Origin of the sequence: Microbacterium sp. HD4P20, from assembly GCF_019449275.2 — a bacterium.
Lineage (GTDB): Bacteria > Actinomycetota > Actinomycetes > Actinomycetales > Microbacteriaceae > Microbacterium.
Window position 1 is genome coordinate 68,215 of record NZ_JAHZQZ020000011.1, and the last position, 15,331, is coordinate 83,545.

Sequence of the window (15,331 nt, forward strand, 5' to 3'; positions counted from 1 at the left end):
AAACATCAACTAAGTTGATATTGCGACCCGAAGCTACTGGCTCGGAGGGGTCGCCGTCAACGCTGAGAAGCGACGCGGCGGGTCAGGTGACGGGGGATGACGCGGCGTTAGCGTGGCCGGAGGGCATCGAGTAGCCTCGCAGGGTGTCTACGCCGCCGTACCGTGCCGACATCGTCGGCAGCTTTCTCCGCCCGTCCGCCCTCGCCGAAGCCCGTCGCCGGTTCGCCGACGGACAGATCGACGCCGAGGCGCTGCGCGTCGCGGAAGACACCGCCATCGCCGAACTGGTCGTGCAAGAAGCCGATGCCGGCCTCAAGCTCGCGACCGACGGCGAGTTCCGCCGCTCGTGGTGGCACTTCGACTTCTTCGGACTGCTCGACGGCGTCGACATCGTCGAGCTGGATCACGGCATCCAGTTCCAGGGCGTGCAGACCCGGCCGCGCGGCATCGAGATCAGCGACAAGATCGGCTTCAGCGACACCCACCCGTTCCTCGAGCACTTCCGCTCGCTCAAGAGCCTGCTCGAGCGCACCACCGGCGCCGTGCCGAAGTTCAGCATCCCTGCGCCCACCGTGCTCGACTTCCGGCTCGAGCCGGGCCACATCGCCGAGTCGGCCTACGACGGTCGCGACGCCATCGTCGACGACCTCGTCCAGGCGTACCGCGACGCGGTCGCCGCGTTCTACGATGCCGGCGCCCGCTACCTGCAGTTCGACGACACCGCGTGGGCCTACCTCTGCTCGGACGTCGAGCTCGAGAAGGCTCGTGACCGCGGCATCCGCACCGACGGCATCGCCGAGCGCTACGCGACGATGCTCAACCGCATCCTCGAAGGCAAGCCCGACGACCTGGTCGTCACGACCCACGTGTGCCGCGGCAACTTCCGCTCGACGTGGATCTCATCCGGCGGCTACGAGCCGGTGGCCGAGCAGCTGCTGGGCAACACCGCCTACGACGGGTACTTCCTCGAGTACGACAGCGAGCGCGCCGGTGGCTTCGAGCCGCTGCGGTTCCTCCCCGAGGGTGACAAGACGGTCGTGCTCGGGCTCATCACGTCCAAGAGCGGTGAGCTGGAAGACGTGGATGCCGTCAAGCAGCGCATCGACGAGGCCGCGACCTTCGCTCCGCTCGAGCAGCTGGCGCTGAGCCCGCAGTGCGGCTTCGCCTCGACCGAGGAGGGCAACGTCCTCACCGAGACCGAGCAGTGGGCCAAGGTGCGCGAGGTCGTCGACATCGCCGCTGACGTCTGGCGCTGACGTCTGGCGCTGACGTCTGGCGCTGACCCCGGCGTTTCGCCTCGGTCGCTGCGCTCCCTCGCTCGACGACCGGACTCGCCGGGGTCAGTGCCCAGGGGCGTCGACGACGGGCGTGCCGTGGGTGTGGAAGGTCTCGATCGTCTTCATGCCCCAGGCCTGACCCTTCTTGCGCTCGGCCTCGCTCCACTCGACCACGGGCTGATCCGGGTCGAGCAGGAGCCGCGCACCGGCCTGCGCGAACTCGATGCGGTTGCCGCCCGGCTCCCACACGTACAGGAAGAATGTCTGGTTGATGGCGTGCTTGTGTGGGCCGGACTCGATGTGGATGCCGTTCTCGAGAAAGATGTCGGCGGCTTTGAGGATGTCTTCGCGCGTGTCGGGGGCGAACGCGATGTGGTGCAGGCGGTTGCCATGCTTGGTCCAGTCGTCGGAATACACGACGTCGTAGGACTTCAGGGAGAAGTGGAACCACCACGCGGCGAACTTGCCGGTGTCGAGGCGGATCCGCTCTGACTCTCGCATCCCGAGCGCCGTCGCGAGGAACTCGCCGTTGGCCTCGACGTCCTTCGCGAGGTAGTTGATGTGGTCGAGGCGCCGTGCGTTGACGCCGCGGCCAGGGAACCGCGACGCCTGGTTCTTCAGCGCCGGGCGGTCCTCATCGCCGGCGACGTAGCGCTCGGTGTCGTAGTGGATGCCCATGGAGTGGCCGTCGGGGTCGCGGAACAGGAAGGTCCGGCCCGTTCCGATCTCGCCGTCCACCCATCCCTCGCCGAGGCCCGCGGACTCGATCGCCGCCACACGGCGCTCCAGCGCCTCGTGCGACGAGGCCCGGAACGACGTGCGGCCGACGCCCGCGGCATCCGACGCCGTCAGCTTGATCGTGTAGAGCTGGTACTCGTCCCACGTGCGCAGGTAGACCGAGTCGCCTTCTTCGGCGACGACGCGCATCGCGAGCAGCTCTTCGAAGAACCAGCGGCTCTCGGCGGGCTTCGGCGTGAGCAGCTCGACGTTGGCGAGGTGGGCGACGTCGAAAGACGTGTGAGCGGTCATGGGGCGTCCTCTCTGACGGGGATGTGCGAAGAATGCGGCGGGATGGATGCGGTCAGCGGCGTGGTCGCGGAAACACCACGCCGTCGAACAGCTTGCGGGCGGTGCGCAGCGACAGCGACGTCGCGCGCCACGTGCCGCCGGCGTCGCGCGTGACGTGGACACGCGCCGGGAAGGTGCCGCTGGGGTGCTCGATCGCGGTGGTCTCGCCGCTCGTGTCGACGCCCGAGGCGGTGGCGATCCCGGCGGCGACGGTGCCGTTTACCGGCACGGCGGCCGCGACGGAGGCGGCCATCAGCACGCCGAGCGACGTGTGTACGCGTGCGGGGATGAACGCTCGCGTCGACACCGCGCCACCGGCGCGCGGCGGCGACAGCAGCACCATCTTGGGCACGGTCTGGGCGGCCACGTCGCCGAGACCCATGAGCGGACCGGCTGCGAGCCGGATGCGCTCGACGCGTGCGGCGAGCTCGTCATCGGCTTCGAGCTCGGCCGGCGACTCGGTGCCGCTGACACCGAAGTCGTCGGCGCGCAGCAGCACCACCGGCATCCCGTTGTCGATGAGCGTGACCCGGTGCCCCTCGATCTCGTCGACGGCCTCTCCCGTCGGCAGCAGCGGCTTGTCGGGCCCGCCGCCGACCTCGAGGTCGATCGCCGACCCCCATCCGGGCACGCCGTCGATCGCGACGGTGCCCTCGGTGCCGGGCTCGCCGTCGTAATCGGGGTGCCCGTCGACGGTCGCGAACCGGGATGTCGCGATGTCGCCGGTGTTGAGCAGGCGGATGCGGACGGTGGTGCGCTCGCCGGCCGCCGCCACCAGGCCCCGCTCCACGGCGAACGGTCCCACGCCGGCCAGCAGATTGCCGCACGTCTGCGCGTCCGCCACGGATGCCTCCTCGACGCCGAGCTGCAGGAAGAGGTAGTCGACGTCGACGCCGGCCGTCGCCGAGGGCGCCACGATCGCGACCTTGCTGGTGAGCGGGTGTGCGCCGCCGATCCCGTCGATCTGGCGGGGGTCGGGCGTGCCCATGATCCGCAGCAGCAGGTCGTCGCGCTCCGCGGGGTCGGCCGGAAGATCGCTCGCCAGGAAGAACGCGCCCTTCGAGGTGCCGCCCCGCATGAGCATGCACCGGATGCCGTGGCGCACGGCATCCGCGACGCTCGGGTCAGCGGGGCTCATCGCCTGGCCGCGAGAGGTAGTCGCGTTGCGTGACGTAGGTCACGCCGAGGTCGGTGAGCAGGCTCCGCAGCCCCTTGCGGTCCAGGCTCAGTTCGCCGGAGCGATACGCCTGCCGGTCGGCCTCCTCCTTGGCGACGCGTGCGTCCGAGGCGGCGAGCGCCTCCTCGGCGGTCGAATGCGGCACGCACAGCACGCCGTCGTCGTCGGCGACGATCACGTCGCCCGGCGAAACGGTGACACCGCCGACCACGATCGGCACGTTGACCGAGCCGGGCGTGGCCTTGACCGTGCCCTGCGCGTGAACCGCGCCCGACCACACCGCGAAGCCCATCGCTCGCAGGTCGACGACGTCGCGCACACCCGTGGTCGTGATCAGCCCGCGCACGCCGCGGGTCTGCAGGGCGGTCGCGAACAGCTCGCCGAAGGCGCCGTCGACCGAGGGTGAGGTCGTCGTGACAACGAGCAGGTCGCCCTCCCGGCACTGCTCGACGGCGGCGTGGATCATGAGGTTGTCGCCCGGCCAGCACAGCACCGTGACGGCGGTCCCGGCGACGCGCACGCCGTCCTGGATGGGACGGATGCCGGGACCGACGAGACCGGTGCGGCCGATGGCCTCGTGCACGGTTGCGACGCCGTGCACTCCGAGAGCGGCAGCGGTCGCGGCATCCGCCCTCTCGATGTCGGTGACGACGACCGGACCGGTCATGCGAGCACTGCCTTCATGAAAGGACTCCGGTCACCTGCGGGAAGTACCGCATGTACGCCTCGCCCATGGTCTCGTGGGGCAGGCCGAGGTTCGGGCCCGCGTTGCGCTTGACCTGCACACCCCGGCGCACGGCGAGGTCGGTGTAGTACGACCACATGTGCTTCTGCGCGGGCAGGCATTCCATCGCGGCGCGCTTGCGCGGGAACGCCTCGGTGATGTCGAGGAGCACGTTGGGAGTGAAGTCGCACTGCTCGGGCTGGTGCGGCTCGAAGAAGAAGACCGGGGGAGCGCCGATGATGTCGTCCTTCGTCGGGAAGGATCCGTCCGAGTTCGCCACGCCGATCGCCTGGGCGAGCACGCGGGCCTCGAGCGCCATGCGGGCCGCCGCCGGGTGGTCGCCGTTGTACGGGTCGTGGAGCGTGTGGGTGAGCACGACGGTGGGCTGCACTCGCCGGTACACGTCGACGAGGCGCGAAACCGCCTCGCGGGATTCGACGAGCGGGTAGTCCCCGATGTCGAGGAACTCGATCTCGGCGCCGAGGGCGGATGCGGCAGCCTCGGCCTCGCCGCGGCGGATCGCCTTGATCTCGTCGAGGCTCTTGCCCTGCAGCCACTGGCTGGCGGACTCGCCGCGCTCGCCGTACGACAGGCACACCACCACGGCGCGCTCGCCGCGCATCGTGGCGGACGCGATGGCTCCACCGGCCCGCCAGACGAAGTCTCCGGCGTGCGCGCTGACCACCAGCACGGTGTTGGCGCTGTCTGGGGTGGCGCTGTCTGACATGGGGCCCAGCGAACCACACCTCTGGCGCAATGGTCAAGATTCTGTCTACAATCTTGGCGACGGGAGATTTCCCTCTGTACATAGGTATTCGAGGCCCGTACGATCTCATGCACCGCAAGACAAGGAAGTCGAGGAGACCTACATGGCCGAGAACCTCCAGAAGCTGCTGGACGACGCCGCGAACACCGTCGAGCTGCTGCGCAACTCGCAGCTGGGCACCTACATCTACCCGGTCGTCCCGGCCGAGTTCTCCAACTGGCGGCGCGAGCAGAAGGCGTGGCGCGACGCGGCGGTGCTCTATGACCAGTCGCACCACATGGTCAACTTCTTCATGTCGGGTCCCGACGCGCTGAAGCTGCTGCGTGACACAGGCATCAACTCGTTCGCGAACTTCCCGGTCGACACTGCCAAGCAGTTCGTGCCGACGGCGTCGAACGGCGGCGTGATCGGCGACGGCATCCTGTTCCACGAGGCCGAGAACGACTACGTATACGTCGGCCGCGCACCCGGGGCGAACTGGTTGCAGTTCCACGCCGAGACCGGCGGCTACGACGTCGAGACCCGCTACGACGACCGCTCGCCGTCGCGCCCCTACGGCGCCCCGGTGAGCCGCGAGTACTACCGGTTCCAGATCCAGGGCCCGAACGCGTGGGCGATCATCGAGAAGCTCGCCGGCGGCACCGTCGACAAGGTCAAGTTCTTCCACATGGGGCATATGACGATCGCCGGTGAGCAGGTGCGCACGCTGCGCCACGGCATGGCGGGCGCTCCGGGTCTGGAGCTGTGGGGGCCGTACGAGCAGCACGGCAAGATCCGCGACGCGATCCTCGAGGCCGGCCGCGAGTTCGGCATCGAGCCGTGCGGCTCGCGTGCGTACTCGTCGAACACGCTCGAGTCGGGCTGGATCCCCTCGCCGCTGCCGGCGATCTACTCGAGCGAGGGCGAGCGCGCATACCGCGAATGGCTGCCCGCCAACAGCTACGAGGCGATCAACGCCCTCGCCGGCTCGTTCGTCTCCGACGACATCGAGGACTACTACCTCACACCGTGGGAGCTCGGCTACGGATCCTTCGTGAAGTTCGACCACGACTTCATCGGTCGCGACGCCCTGGAGAAGATCGACCCCGAGCAGCAGCGCAAGAAGGTCACGCTCGCCTGGAACGACGAGGACCTTGCCAAGATCCTCTCGTCGGTCATCGACCGTGAGGGCCCCGGCTACCAGTTCTTCGACCTGCCCAACGCCAACTACGGCTCGTCGAACTACGACGCCGTCATCGACGCCGATGGCAACAACGTCGGGCTGTCGCTGTTCACCGGCGTCACCGCGAACGAGAAGCGCGGTCTGTCGCTGGCGACCGTCGACCGGGACGTGCCGATCGGCGCTGAAGTGCGTGTCGTGTGGGGCGAGCCGGACGGTGGCTCGGGCAAGGCCACCGTCGAGCCGCACGAGCAGATCGCCGTGCGCGCGGTCGTGAGCCCCGTGCCCTACGCCGAGACGGCCCGCACCGAGTACCACGGCGGCTGGCGCACCACCGGCGTGGCCTGACCAGACGAGCGGGGGCGGATGCCTCGACCCGGCGAAGCCGCGAGTCGAGGCATCCGCCCCCCGTCGTATAGGACGCCGTGTGTCAGCCGGTCACGCAGGTGAACGAGCTTGGAGGTGGGCGCGGGCGGCCATAGCGACCCCACTGTCGGTGTCGGCGGCGAGTAGCTCCAAAGTCACGTCCGCCTCCGCTCCCGGTATGGAGGAGAGCATTCCGGCGAGGCGGCGGCGACCGTCCGTGTTCGTCGCGCTCATGGCGCCGCGCGCCAGGCGGGCGATGCGCGTCGCAATCTGCTCGTCCTCTGCGAGGATCTCGAGCGCGTCGCCGGCTTCGATATCCAGTTCACCCGCCGTCACCAGCGCGATCAGTGATGGGATGGCGCCGTCGTCGCCGTTCATGCCAGCGGTGATGCTCGCCCGTGCGCGTACGTGTCCATCTGCGTGCGCGGTCTGTGCGGCGACCACTGCCAGCGATCCTGGTGTCCCCATCTTCAGCAACGCTTCGAGTGCGCGATGGCGTCGTTGCCGGCTGTCCGAGTTCAGCGCTTCGGTGAGTGCCGGGACTGCGGTATCCCCCATTCGCGCTATCGACCAGACGAGCGCACCGGCCGCGTTCGGCTCGTTCTCGCGAAGCAATGCCTCCACGAGAACTGCGGAGTTGCTTTCATCGACCGTGTGCAACGACAGGGCCAACCGCTGCCGGTCGGACGCGCTGCTGGAGTCGAACCCGCGAATGAGTTCGACGATGCGCAGCACGTCCGACCAACGGTCAGGCTCGCTCGCGCGCACTCGCTCAAGCCTCGAGAGAAGTTCAACAGTCGCGTCCAGCTGCGCTCGGGCGCGCTCAGTAAGCCGTTCGACGAGCTCTCCCGGTGCGAAGTCGGCGGTGTCGAGGGTCGTCGCGATCTCCGACAGGCTGAATCCGAGCGAGCGCAGGCTCTCGACATGGAAGAGCCGTTGCATGTCCGCGTCCGTGTACTGCCGGTAATCGCCGGCAGTGCGCGCCGACGGCGAAACGAGACCGATGCGGTCGTAGTGACGCAGCATCCGTGCGCTAACTCCGCTTCGCCGTGCAACCTCGCCGATCAGCACGGTCAGTGATCCTCGATCGCGGGTGCAGCACGAAGGGCGACCACACGTCGCGCTTCTTCAACGGCGGCCTCGAAGCTGTCGTCGGGGTTTGCCATGACATGTGCAGTGGCAAGAGCGTGGGCTCTCACATCTGGGTCTTCGGACTCTGATGCCTCCTCCACCACTGGTTCGGCCGCGGGGCCGAGCATGGCGATCGCACGGCTCAGGCTCTGCCGGAGCTCACCATCGCCCCGGCCGAAGTTCCTCCCCAGCTCGCGGGCCAGATCAGCGCGTTCGCGCTCGGGCGCGAGCCCCGCCGCGACGCGCCACGCGGTCTTGGCGACGTCCTCATCGGGATCGCGCAACAGGGCAACCGTGATCGCCGGCCACGCCCGAGGGTCCCGAATCTTGGACAGACTGTGCAGGGCTTGACTGCGAGCCTGCGGGGTCACCGAGCCGAGTTCCGGCAGCAGAAGGTCGACGGCCTGGGAGCGATCGTGACGGGTGATCGCCCACGTGAGCATGTCCCTCACATAGAAATCTGGTTCCACCGCACACCGACTGATGAGAATCGGCAGGGAGGCGTCGTCTGCATGGATGCCCGCCGTGAGAGCAGCCTGCAGGCGAGCGGACGCATCACCTGCGCGCAGGGCATTGCTAAGTCGTGTCACCTGTGTCGTCGCGTTGTCTTGGTTCATGAGAACCACCTCCGCATCTCACTCCACACCTTGTCACGGTGTCAAGGTCAAGTGCTGATTCTCGGGCGTCGAAGCCCGCGTCGAAGCCCGCGCCGAAGGCGGATACCCGTTGCCGATCACGGAACGGCAGTCGAATCGAGAACGTCAGTGGGGCGTCGCGCCCGCGTCGCCGTGGATAACGAAGAACTGGCCCGTCGAGCCGCGCACGGCGCGGGCCACCGTGGCGAACAGCCAGTCGAGTGCGCCCGTCTGCTGGCTCGTCGCGCGGCGGTAGAGGTAGAGCTCGACCGGCGGCATGTCGAAGGGCAGGGGAGTGAGGGAGATCGGCCAGGTCTGCGCCCACCCGGCCGCGATCATGTCGGGAAGCGTCGCTACCAGCCCGGGGTCGGCGGCGAGCACGGGGGGCAGCGTTGCGAAGTGGGCGACGGCCACCTGCGGCTGGATGACGATGCCAGCGCGGCGCTGCGCGGCTTCGAGTATGGGGCGGCCCGAATCGCTCGCGACCGTGACGTGCTGCGCGCCGGCGTACGTGTCGAGATCGAGCGCGCCGCCGGCGAGCGGGTTGCGCGTCGACATCACGGCCGCATAGGGCTGCGACTTCACGAGCACCCGGTCGAACGCCGCCGGCATCGTCGCGGTCGTGATCGCGAGGTCCACGGTGCCGCGCGCCAGCCAGTCCGGGAGCGACGCCGGGTCGAGGGTCACGACCTCGAGGCGCACGTCCGGCGCCTCGGACCGTACGGCGGTGAGGATCGAGGGGAACCATCCGATCTCGCCCAGCTCCGACAGGGCGATGCGGAACAGACGGCGCGAGTCCGCCGGGTCGAAGCGATGGACGGCGTCCAGCGTGCGGTCGATGCCGGCGATCGCCTCGCAAAATCCGGGATAGACCGCGTCGGCGAACGGCGTCGGCTCCATCGCGCGGCCGGTGCGCCGGAACAGTGCGTCGTCCAGCTCGCGCCGAAGCCTGCCGAGCGCCTGGCTCACCGCGGGCTGGGTGACGTAGAGCCTGCGGGCAGCCGTCGTCAGGCTGCGCGACTCGTACACCGCCACGAACACGCGGACGAGGTTCAGGTCCATCGGCTAAGCATCGCTTCCGTCGCCATAACCAATGATTATCTTCCAGACCTTGTTCTCGATCCAGCGTTTACTACCGTGGACTCCGACCGAAGGAGTTCACATGACCGAGTCCGTGGCCGACGCGATCGCGCGAGCGGGTACCGCCGTCGAGCTGCTGCGCAACGCGCCCGCCCGACCGACGGTGTTCCCCGTCACGCCGGAGTTCACCAACTGGCGCTCGGAGCAGCGATCGTGGCGTGAGTCGGTGGCGCTGCTGGACCAGTCTCACCACATGACCGACCTCTTCATCTCGGGCCCGGATGCCCTGAGAGTGTTGTCGGATGTCGGGGTCAACAGCTTCGCTAACTTCGCCGTGAACTCCGCCAAGCAGTTCATCGCCGTCAACCACGAGGGCTACCTGATCGGCGACGCCATCCTGTTCCGCCTCGACGAGGACTCGTACGACCTCGTCGGGTGGCACATGGTCATCGACTGGCTGCAGTTCCACGGCGAGACGGGCGGCTACGACGTGACGTTCGAGCGCGACGGCAGTTCGCTGGTGCGCGAGGGCGACCCCAAGCTCTACCGGTACGAGCTGCAGGGCCCCAACGCCCTGGCGCTCATGGAGAGGATCACGGGCGCTCCCGTGCCGGCCACGAAGTTCTTCGGCATGGCGGACTTCACGATCGCCGGCGTCCGTGTGAGATCGCTGCGGCACGGCATGGCGGGGCAGCCGGGGTTCGAGCTCTTCGGGCCCTGGTCCGACGGGGACGCGGTGCGCGAGGCGATCCTGGCTGCGGGCGAGGAGTTCGGCCTCGTGCGGGTCGGCGCGAAGGCGTACTCGTCGGCGAACCTCGAGTCGGCGTGGGTGCCGTCGCCCCTGCCGGCGATCTTCACCGGGCAGGGATCCGCCGACTACCTCGCATGGTTGCCGGCCACGCGCGCCGGGTCGCTCGCGGGCAGCTTCGCGTCCGCCGACATCGAGGACTACTACCTGACCCCGTACGAGCTCGGATACGGCCGCAGCGTCTCGTTCGACCACGAGTTCATCGGGCGCGCGGCGCTCGAGCAGCACGCTGCGGCGGCACAGCGCGTGAAGGTGACGCTGGTGTGGGATGCCGACGACGTCGCCGCGGCGCAGCGCTCGCTCCTCGAGCCGGGCCTGCCCGCGAAGTACCTCGAATTTCCCAAGGCCCGCTACGGCCAGTACCAGGTCGACCGCGTGCTGCGCGGAAGTGCCGACGTGGGCATCTCGCACGACTGCGGCTACATCACGAACGAGCACGCGTTCGTCTCGCTCGCGAGCGTCGAGGCGGCTCACGCCGAGCCCGGCACCGAGGTCGTGGTGGTGTGGGGCGAGGAGCCCAACTCGCTCAAGCCGGCCGTCGAGCCGCATCGGCAGGTCCGGATCCGTGCGACGGTCCAGCCGGCACCATACTCGGCGTATGCCCGACAGAACTACCGCGCCCAGTGACGACACCGAGCGGGGCGGACCGCCCCGCTCGGTGATCGACCGCGCGCTGAGCATCATCGGCACCTTCCAGGGCGGGCGCGTGCGCCAAACCCTGTCGGACATCAGCCGTCGCACCGGCCTGCCGATCGCGACGTGCTACCGCATCGTGCAGCGTCTCGCCGAGTGGGGCGCGCTCGAGCGCGACGCCGACGGCCGCTACAACATCGGGCTGCGACTGTGGGAGGTGGCGTCGATGGCGCCGCGATCGGTCGGGCTGCAGCGACTGGCGCGCCCGTACATGCAGGACCTCTACGAGACCACCGGCTACGCGTGCCATCTCGCGATCCGCGAGGGTCTCGAGCTGATGTCGATCGAGCGCTTCCAGAGCCCGAGACGGCCGGTCCGGCGGCCGCTCGTGGGAGGCCGCTATCCGCTTCACGCCACCGCGATCGGCATGGTGCTGCTCGCCCACGCGCCGGCGGAGGTGCAGGATGCCGTCATGGCGCGCGGCCTGGAGGCCTACACGACGCGCACCTACACCGACCCGGACGTGCTTCGTCGCGTGCTGGACGACATCCGGCGCACAGGCTTCGCCGTGAGCGACCGGCAGGTGGACGACGTGCACGTCGGCTTCGCCGCTCCGGTGCGCGGCGCGGACGGCAGCGTCGTCGCCGCGGTGTCGCTCGCGCTGGACGAGCAGGGTGCCGACGCCAAGAACGTGATCCACCTCGTGCGCCTGACCGCCACGTCGATCTCACGCGCTCTCGCGGCCGCCGGGTTCGGCCTGGCCGACACCTGAGTCAGCTCGCGCGAGCCGCCGGCTCACGGGCGGCCAGCTCGCTCGCCGCGTCGGCCTTCACGCGCGCCAGCTCCACCTTGCCGGTGGGCGTGCGCTCGAGCGATTCGCGCACGAACACGTGACGCGGCCGCTTGTAGCCCGCCAGACGCGATTCGACCGAGGCCAGCAGCTGCGAGGCGTCGAGCGTGCGCCCGTGCCGCGGTGCCACCATCGCGCTCACCACCTCGCCGAAGCGCGCGTCGGGCAGGCCGAACACCACCGCGTCGCCGACGTCCGGGTGCGCCAGCAGGGCCTCTTCGACCTCGCCGGGGAACACCTTCTCGCCGCCGGTGTTGACCACTGCGCTCAGCCGGCCGAGCAGCTCGATGCCGCCCTCGCCGTCGGCGCGCGCCCAATCGCCGGGCATCACGTAGCGGTGACCGCGGATCGTCGGGAACGCACGCTCGGTGCGCTCGGGATCGCCGTGGTAGCCCTTGGGCAGCACGCCGCGGAACGCCAGGATGCCGAGGGCACCGGCATCCGCCTGGATCTCGTTGAGGTCCTCATCCAGCAGCACCGCGCCCGGCGTCATCACGAGGCGCGTGGGCAGGTCGTCCTCGCTCTCGGTGACGCCGAACGCGAACGGCCCGCCTTCGCTGGAGGCCAGCATGTCGATGATCGTCAGATCGCCGAGAGCGTGCAGCCGCCGCTTGACGTCGTCGCTGAAGCGCATGCCCGAGCTGATGACGGTGCGTACGTGCAGCAGCCCGGTGCCCGAGCGCTCGGCGGCCTCGGCCAGCGGCAACGCGAGCGCGTCGCCGGCGACGACCACCCGTGTCGCGTGATGGGCCAGCGCGAGCCGCAGCGCTTCGTCCACGTCCATCCGTGGCGACGCGTGCATCACGACCGTGCCGCCGAGCGCCAGTGTCGCCATCGTCGTCGACTGCGCCGTGCCGTGCAGCAGCGGGGGCAGGAGCAGCGTCACCACGCGCGGCGTTGCGGGGTCGAGCGCGATCCTCGCCGCTCCCTCGAGGTCGTCCGGCGGAGTGATCCCGATGATGCCCCACGTGGACTGGCGGCGCGCCACGAGGAGGGTGTCCATGTCCCACACCACGGCACGCGGCCGGCCGGTGGTGCCGCCGGTGTAGAGGCGCAGTTCCGCGCCGCGCGGTGCCGCGGACGGCAGCGCACCGCCCGCCGCCAGGACGTCCTCGTAGTCGATGGTCTCGTCGCGAGCGGTGCCGTCGTCGTCGATCGCGACGATCTCGACGTCCAGCCCGGATGCCGCGTCGGCGGCCACCTGCCCCAGCGACGTCGTCGTGAGCAGCACCCGCGTGCCGCAGTCCTCGAGCAGCTCGCGCACCTCGCCGGCCCGGTACCGGTAGTTGATCGCGACAGGCGCCGCGCCGATCGACAGGCACGCCCACAGGAAGGCCAGGAACTCGGGCCGGTTGTAGAGCAGCATGGCCGCGGCATCCCCCTTCCCGACTCCCCGCTCCACGAGGTGGCGCGCGAGTGCGCCGGCGTGCTGCGCAAGACGCGCGTAGCTCACCGTCGTGTCGCGCGTGACGACCGCCGGCCGCTCGGGATCGGCGTGCGCGATGGCCTGCCAGAGGTCGCTGTAATGGGGTGCGCTCACGCGTGGCTCTCCGTCATCTTCCGGGCGTCTTCGTCCGCGCACGCGGCACGACGCCGTTCGCCGGTGCCCACCCAGCTTCCCGCTGCCGCGCGCGTGCGGCCACGCAGCTTTTCGCTGTATGGAAACCACGGGGGACCATCCCGGATGCCGCGTGTCACAGTGACGCGACGTTCGAAGACGGAAGGCACTCGCCATGGCGACACACGAACTGCTTCTCGATCCCACCGGCACCGACGAGGCCGGGCAGGAGAGCACGCTCTCTCCGCGCCCGGTCACGCTCACGGGCCTTCGGATCGGGCTGCTCGACAACACCAAGCCCAACGCCACGCTGCTGCTCGAAGAGATCGGCGCCGAGCTGCAGCGCCGGCACGGCGCGGGCGAGACGCGGCTGTACACGAAGGACTACTTCGGGACGCCGGCCACTGACGAACTGCTGCAGCGGATCGCCGACGAGTGCGACGTCGTCATCACCGCGGTCGGCGACTGCGGATCATGCAGCGCCGCGACCGTGGCCGACGGCATCCTGCTCGAACGCGCGGGCGTGCCGACGGTGAGCATCACATCGGATTCGTTCCTGATGTCGGGCCGCGCGATGGCGGCGGTGCAGGGATTTCCGGGTTTCGACTTCCACGCCGTGGCGCACCCGATGGCGAGCCTGACCGCCGAGCAGGTGCGCGAGCGTGCGCTGGCCGCGCTGCCCGATGTACTGCGGATCCTGGGAGTGGAGGACTGATATGTCGACGACGCTTGATGTGACGACGGCACCGGATGTCGACGCCGATCGCGTGCGGGAGGTGCTGGAGTACTACTGGGCCAAGGAGTGGACCGACGGTCTGCCTGTCGTCCCGGTGACCGAGTCGTACCTGGAACGCTTCCTCGAGACGGTGCCCCACGACGGCGCGGACGTGCTGTTCACGATCCCGCACCTGAACCGCAGCCTCACGGTGCGCCTCGCCGCGATCAACGCGGCGATGGCGGGATGCCTGCCCGAATACTTCCCGGTCGTGGTCGCGGCCTGGGAAGCGATCGCGCAGGAACCGCACCCCGCGCGCGGTATCTGGCAGTCCACCACCGGGACGGCGCCGTTCCTGGTCGTGAACGGTCCCATCCGCGAAGAGATCGGGCTCAACAGCCAGGGCAACATCTTCGGGTCCGGCTTCCGTGCGAACGCCACGATCGGCCGCGCCATCCGGCTGGGATGCATCAACGCGTTCGGCCTGCAGCCGCACCGCCTCGACCAGGCCACGCAGGGCACTCCGGCGAAGTACTCGGCGTGCATCGCCGAGAACGAGGAGCAGAGCCCGTGGGCGCCGCTGCACACCGAGTACGGCTTCGACGCGACCGACAGCGTCGTGACGGCGTACGTCATCCGCTCGGTCGTGCACATCGAGGCACGCCACACCAGCGAGCCCGAGCAGCTGGCGCTCGACCTCGCCGATACGGTGCGGCGTACCGGTGCGCTCATCCACGAGTACACCAGCGCGCTGCTGGTGCTCACCCCCGAGCACGCCGCCGTGTTCGCGACCGCCGGCTGGAGCAAGGACGACCTGCGTCAGTTCGTCTTCACGCACGCCACGCGCACGCGTGACGAGCTCTCGGCCGTCGGCAAGGACGCGCTGTCGCGCAAGAGCAGGTGGCGCCTGTCGTCGCAGCATCCGGATTCGATGCCCGACACCGCCAGCGCCACCGACGATCCGACTCTCGTGAGGGTGCTGAGCCACCCCACCTCGATCCAGATCATGGTCGCCGGCGCCGACAACGCGGGCGTATCGGCCGTGGTCGAGGTGTTCACCCTCAACCCGCCGCGAGAGAACCCCTACTCGTACAGCAAGATCGGAGGCCGCTCATGACCGAGGCGACGCGCCAGCATGAGACGAAGCAGAAGGACGTGGATGCCGCGCTCGCGCCGTTCACCGAGATGATGGCCGCGGACGGCTACCTGCTCAGCTGGGAGCCGACCGCCGAGGACCGCATCGTGGTGCGGATCGACGCGACGGCCGAAGCCTGCGCGGACTGCCTGGTGCCCACGCGCGTGATGGAGGCCATCATGTCGACGGCGCTCGAACCGACGCCGTACGCGCTGGAGCGGGTCGAACTGCCGAACGGCGGCCACTGAC

General features: G+C 69.4%; 15 protein-coding genes. 7 read left to right on the forward strand and 8 right to left on the reverse strand.

Features of this window, described 5'->3' with window-relative positions; all coding sequences use genetic code 11:
- The first annotated feature begins 143 nt into the window (after positions 1 to 143).
- Positions 144 to 1,256, forward strand: coding sequence for a 5-methyltetrahydropteroyltriglutamate--homocysteine S-methyltransferase (locus K0817_RS03430; RefSeq protein ID WP_219979969.1), 1,113 nt, complete (start codon positions 144 to 146; stop codon positions 1,254 to 1,256).
- An 84-nt stretch (positions 1,257 to 1,340) separates the two neighbouring features.
- Here K0817_RS03430 and K0817_RS03435 read toward each other — a convergent pair whose 3' ends face one another.
- Genes K0817_RS03435 through K0817_RS03450 form a run of 4 tightly spaced genes read right to left on the reverse strand, consistent with a single transcriptional unit; the run spans position 1,341 to position 4,973 of the window.
- Positions 1,341 to 2,306 carry a VOC family protein gene (locus K0817_RS03435; protein ID WP_219979970.1) on the reverse strand — a complete coding sequence of 322 codons (966 nt, stop codon included), beginning with the start codon at positions 2,304 to 2,306 and terminating at the stop codon, positions 1,341 to 1,343.
- A gap of 52 nt (positions 2,307 to 2,358) precedes the next feature.
- Positions 2,359 to 3,483: a 4-oxalomesaconate tautomerase gene (locus tag K0817_RS03440; protein ID WP_219979971.1), complete on the reverse strand. Its 1,125-nt coding sequence runs from the start codon at positions 3,481 to 3,483 to the stop codon at positions 2,359 to 2,361.
- Positions 3,470 to 4,189: a 4-carboxy-4-hydroxy-2-oxoadipate aldolase/oxaloacetate decarboxylase gene (locus K0817_RS03445; RefSeq protein WP_219979972.1), complete on the reverse strand. Its 720-nt coding sequence runs from the start codon at positions 4,187 to 4,189 to the stop codon at positions 3,470 to 3,472. Before K0817_RS03445 ends, K0817_RS03440 begins: the two co-directional genes overlap by 14 nt.
- A 13-nt stretch (positions 4,190 to 4,202) precedes the next feature.
- On the reverse strand, positions 4,203 to 4,973 hold the full coding sequence (locus K0817_RS03450) for a PIG-L deacetylase family protein (RefSeq protein WP_219979973.1): 771 nt from the start codon (positions 4,971 to 4,973) through the stop codon (positions 4,203 to 4,205).
- 142 nt (positions 4,974 to 5,115) lie between these two features.
- On the opposite strand from K0817_RS03450, the gene K0817_RS03455 reads away from it, so the two are divergent.
- Positions 5,116 to 6,519, forward strand: coding sequence for an aminomethyl transferase family protein (locus tag K0817_RS03455; RefSeq protein WP_219979974.1), 1,404 nt, complete (start codon positions 5,116 to 5,118; stop codon positions 6,517 to 6,519).
- Between the two features lie 90 nt (positions 6,520 to 6,609).
- On the opposite strand, the gene K0817_RS03460 is transcribed toward K0817_RS03455, so the two are convergent.
- From K0817_RS03460 to K0817_RS03470, 3 genes are all read right to left on the reverse strand, one after another.
- Positions 6,610 to 7,608 carry a HEAT repeat domain-containing protein gene (locus tag K0817_RS03460; protein WP_219979975.1) on the reverse strand — a complete coding sequence of 333 codons (999 nt, stop codon included), beginning with the start codon at positions 7,606 to 7,608 and terminating at the stop codon, positions 6,610 to 6,612.
- A 2-nt stretch (positions 7,609 to 7,610) separates the two neighbouring features.
- Positions 7,611 to 8,285: a HEAT repeat domain-containing protein gene (locus tag K0817_RS03465; protein ID WP_219979976.1), complete on the reverse strand. Its 675-nt coding sequence runs from the start codon at positions 8,283 to 8,285 to the stop codon at positions 7,611 to 7,613.
- Between the two features lie 144 nt (positions 8,286 to 8,429).
- A complete protein-coding gene (locus K0817_RS03470; protein WP_219979977.1) occupies positions 8,430 to 9,365 on the reverse strand; it encodes a LysR family transcriptional regulator in 936 nt (311 codons plus the stop codon).
- Positions 9,366 to 9,465: 100 nt separating this feature from the next.
- On the opposite strand from K0817_RS03470, the gene K0817_RS03475 reads away from it, so the two are divergent.
- Positions 9,466 to 10,818 (forward strand): aminomethyl transferase family protein, encoded by a 1,353-nt coding sequence (locus tag K0817_RS03475; protein ID WP_219979978.1) that lies wholly within the window; start codon positions 9,466 to 9,468, stop codon positions 10,816 to 10,818.
- Positions 10,790 to 11,596 (forward strand): IclR family transcriptional regulator, encoded by an 807-nt coding sequence (locus tag K0817_RS03480; protein ID WP_219979979.1) that lies wholly within the window; start codon positions 10,790 to 10,792, stop codon positions 11,594 to 11,596. Before K0817_RS03475 ends, K0817_RS03480 begins: the two co-directional genes overlap by 29 nt.
- Before the next feature lies 1 nt (position 11,597).
- Here K0817_RS03480 and K0817_RS03485 read toward each other — a convergent pair whose 3' ends face one another.
- On the reverse strand, positions 11,598 to 13,214 hold the full coding sequence (locus tag K0817_RS03485; protein ID WP_219979980.1) for an AMP-binding protein: 1,617 nt from the start codon (positions 13,212 to 13,214) through the stop codon (positions 11,598 to 11,600).
- Between the two features lie 193 nt (positions 13,215 to 13,407).
- Between K0817_RS03485 and K0817_RS03490 the strand changes: the two genes are divergently transcribed.
- The 3 genes from K0817_RS03490 to K0817_RS03500 are packed head-to-tail and all read left to right on the forward strand — an operon-like array spanning position 13,408 to position 15,330.
- Positions 13,408 to 13,947: a UGSC family (seleno)protein gene (locus K0817_RS03490; protein WP_219979981.1), complete on the forward strand. Its 540-nt coding sequence runs from the start codon at positions 13,408 to 13,410 to the stop codon at positions 13,945 to 13,947.
- 1 nt (position 13,948) lies between these two features.
- Complete coding sequence (locus K0817_RS03495; RefSeq protein ID WP_219979982.1) at positions 13,949 to 15,064, forward strand: hypothetical protein; 1,116 nt, start codon at positions 13,949 to 13,951, stop codon at positions 15,062 to 15,064.
- The gene (locus tag K0817_RS03500; protein ID WP_219979983.1) at positions 15,061 to 15,330 is read left to right on the forward strand and encodes a hypothetical protein; all 270 of its coding nucleotides are present in this window, start codon (positions 15,061 to 15,063) and stop codon (positions 15,328 to 15,330) included. The genes K0817_RS03495 and K0817_RS03500 overlap by 4 nt, the downstream gene beginning before the upstream one ends.
- Position 15,331: the final 1 nt, after the last annotated feature.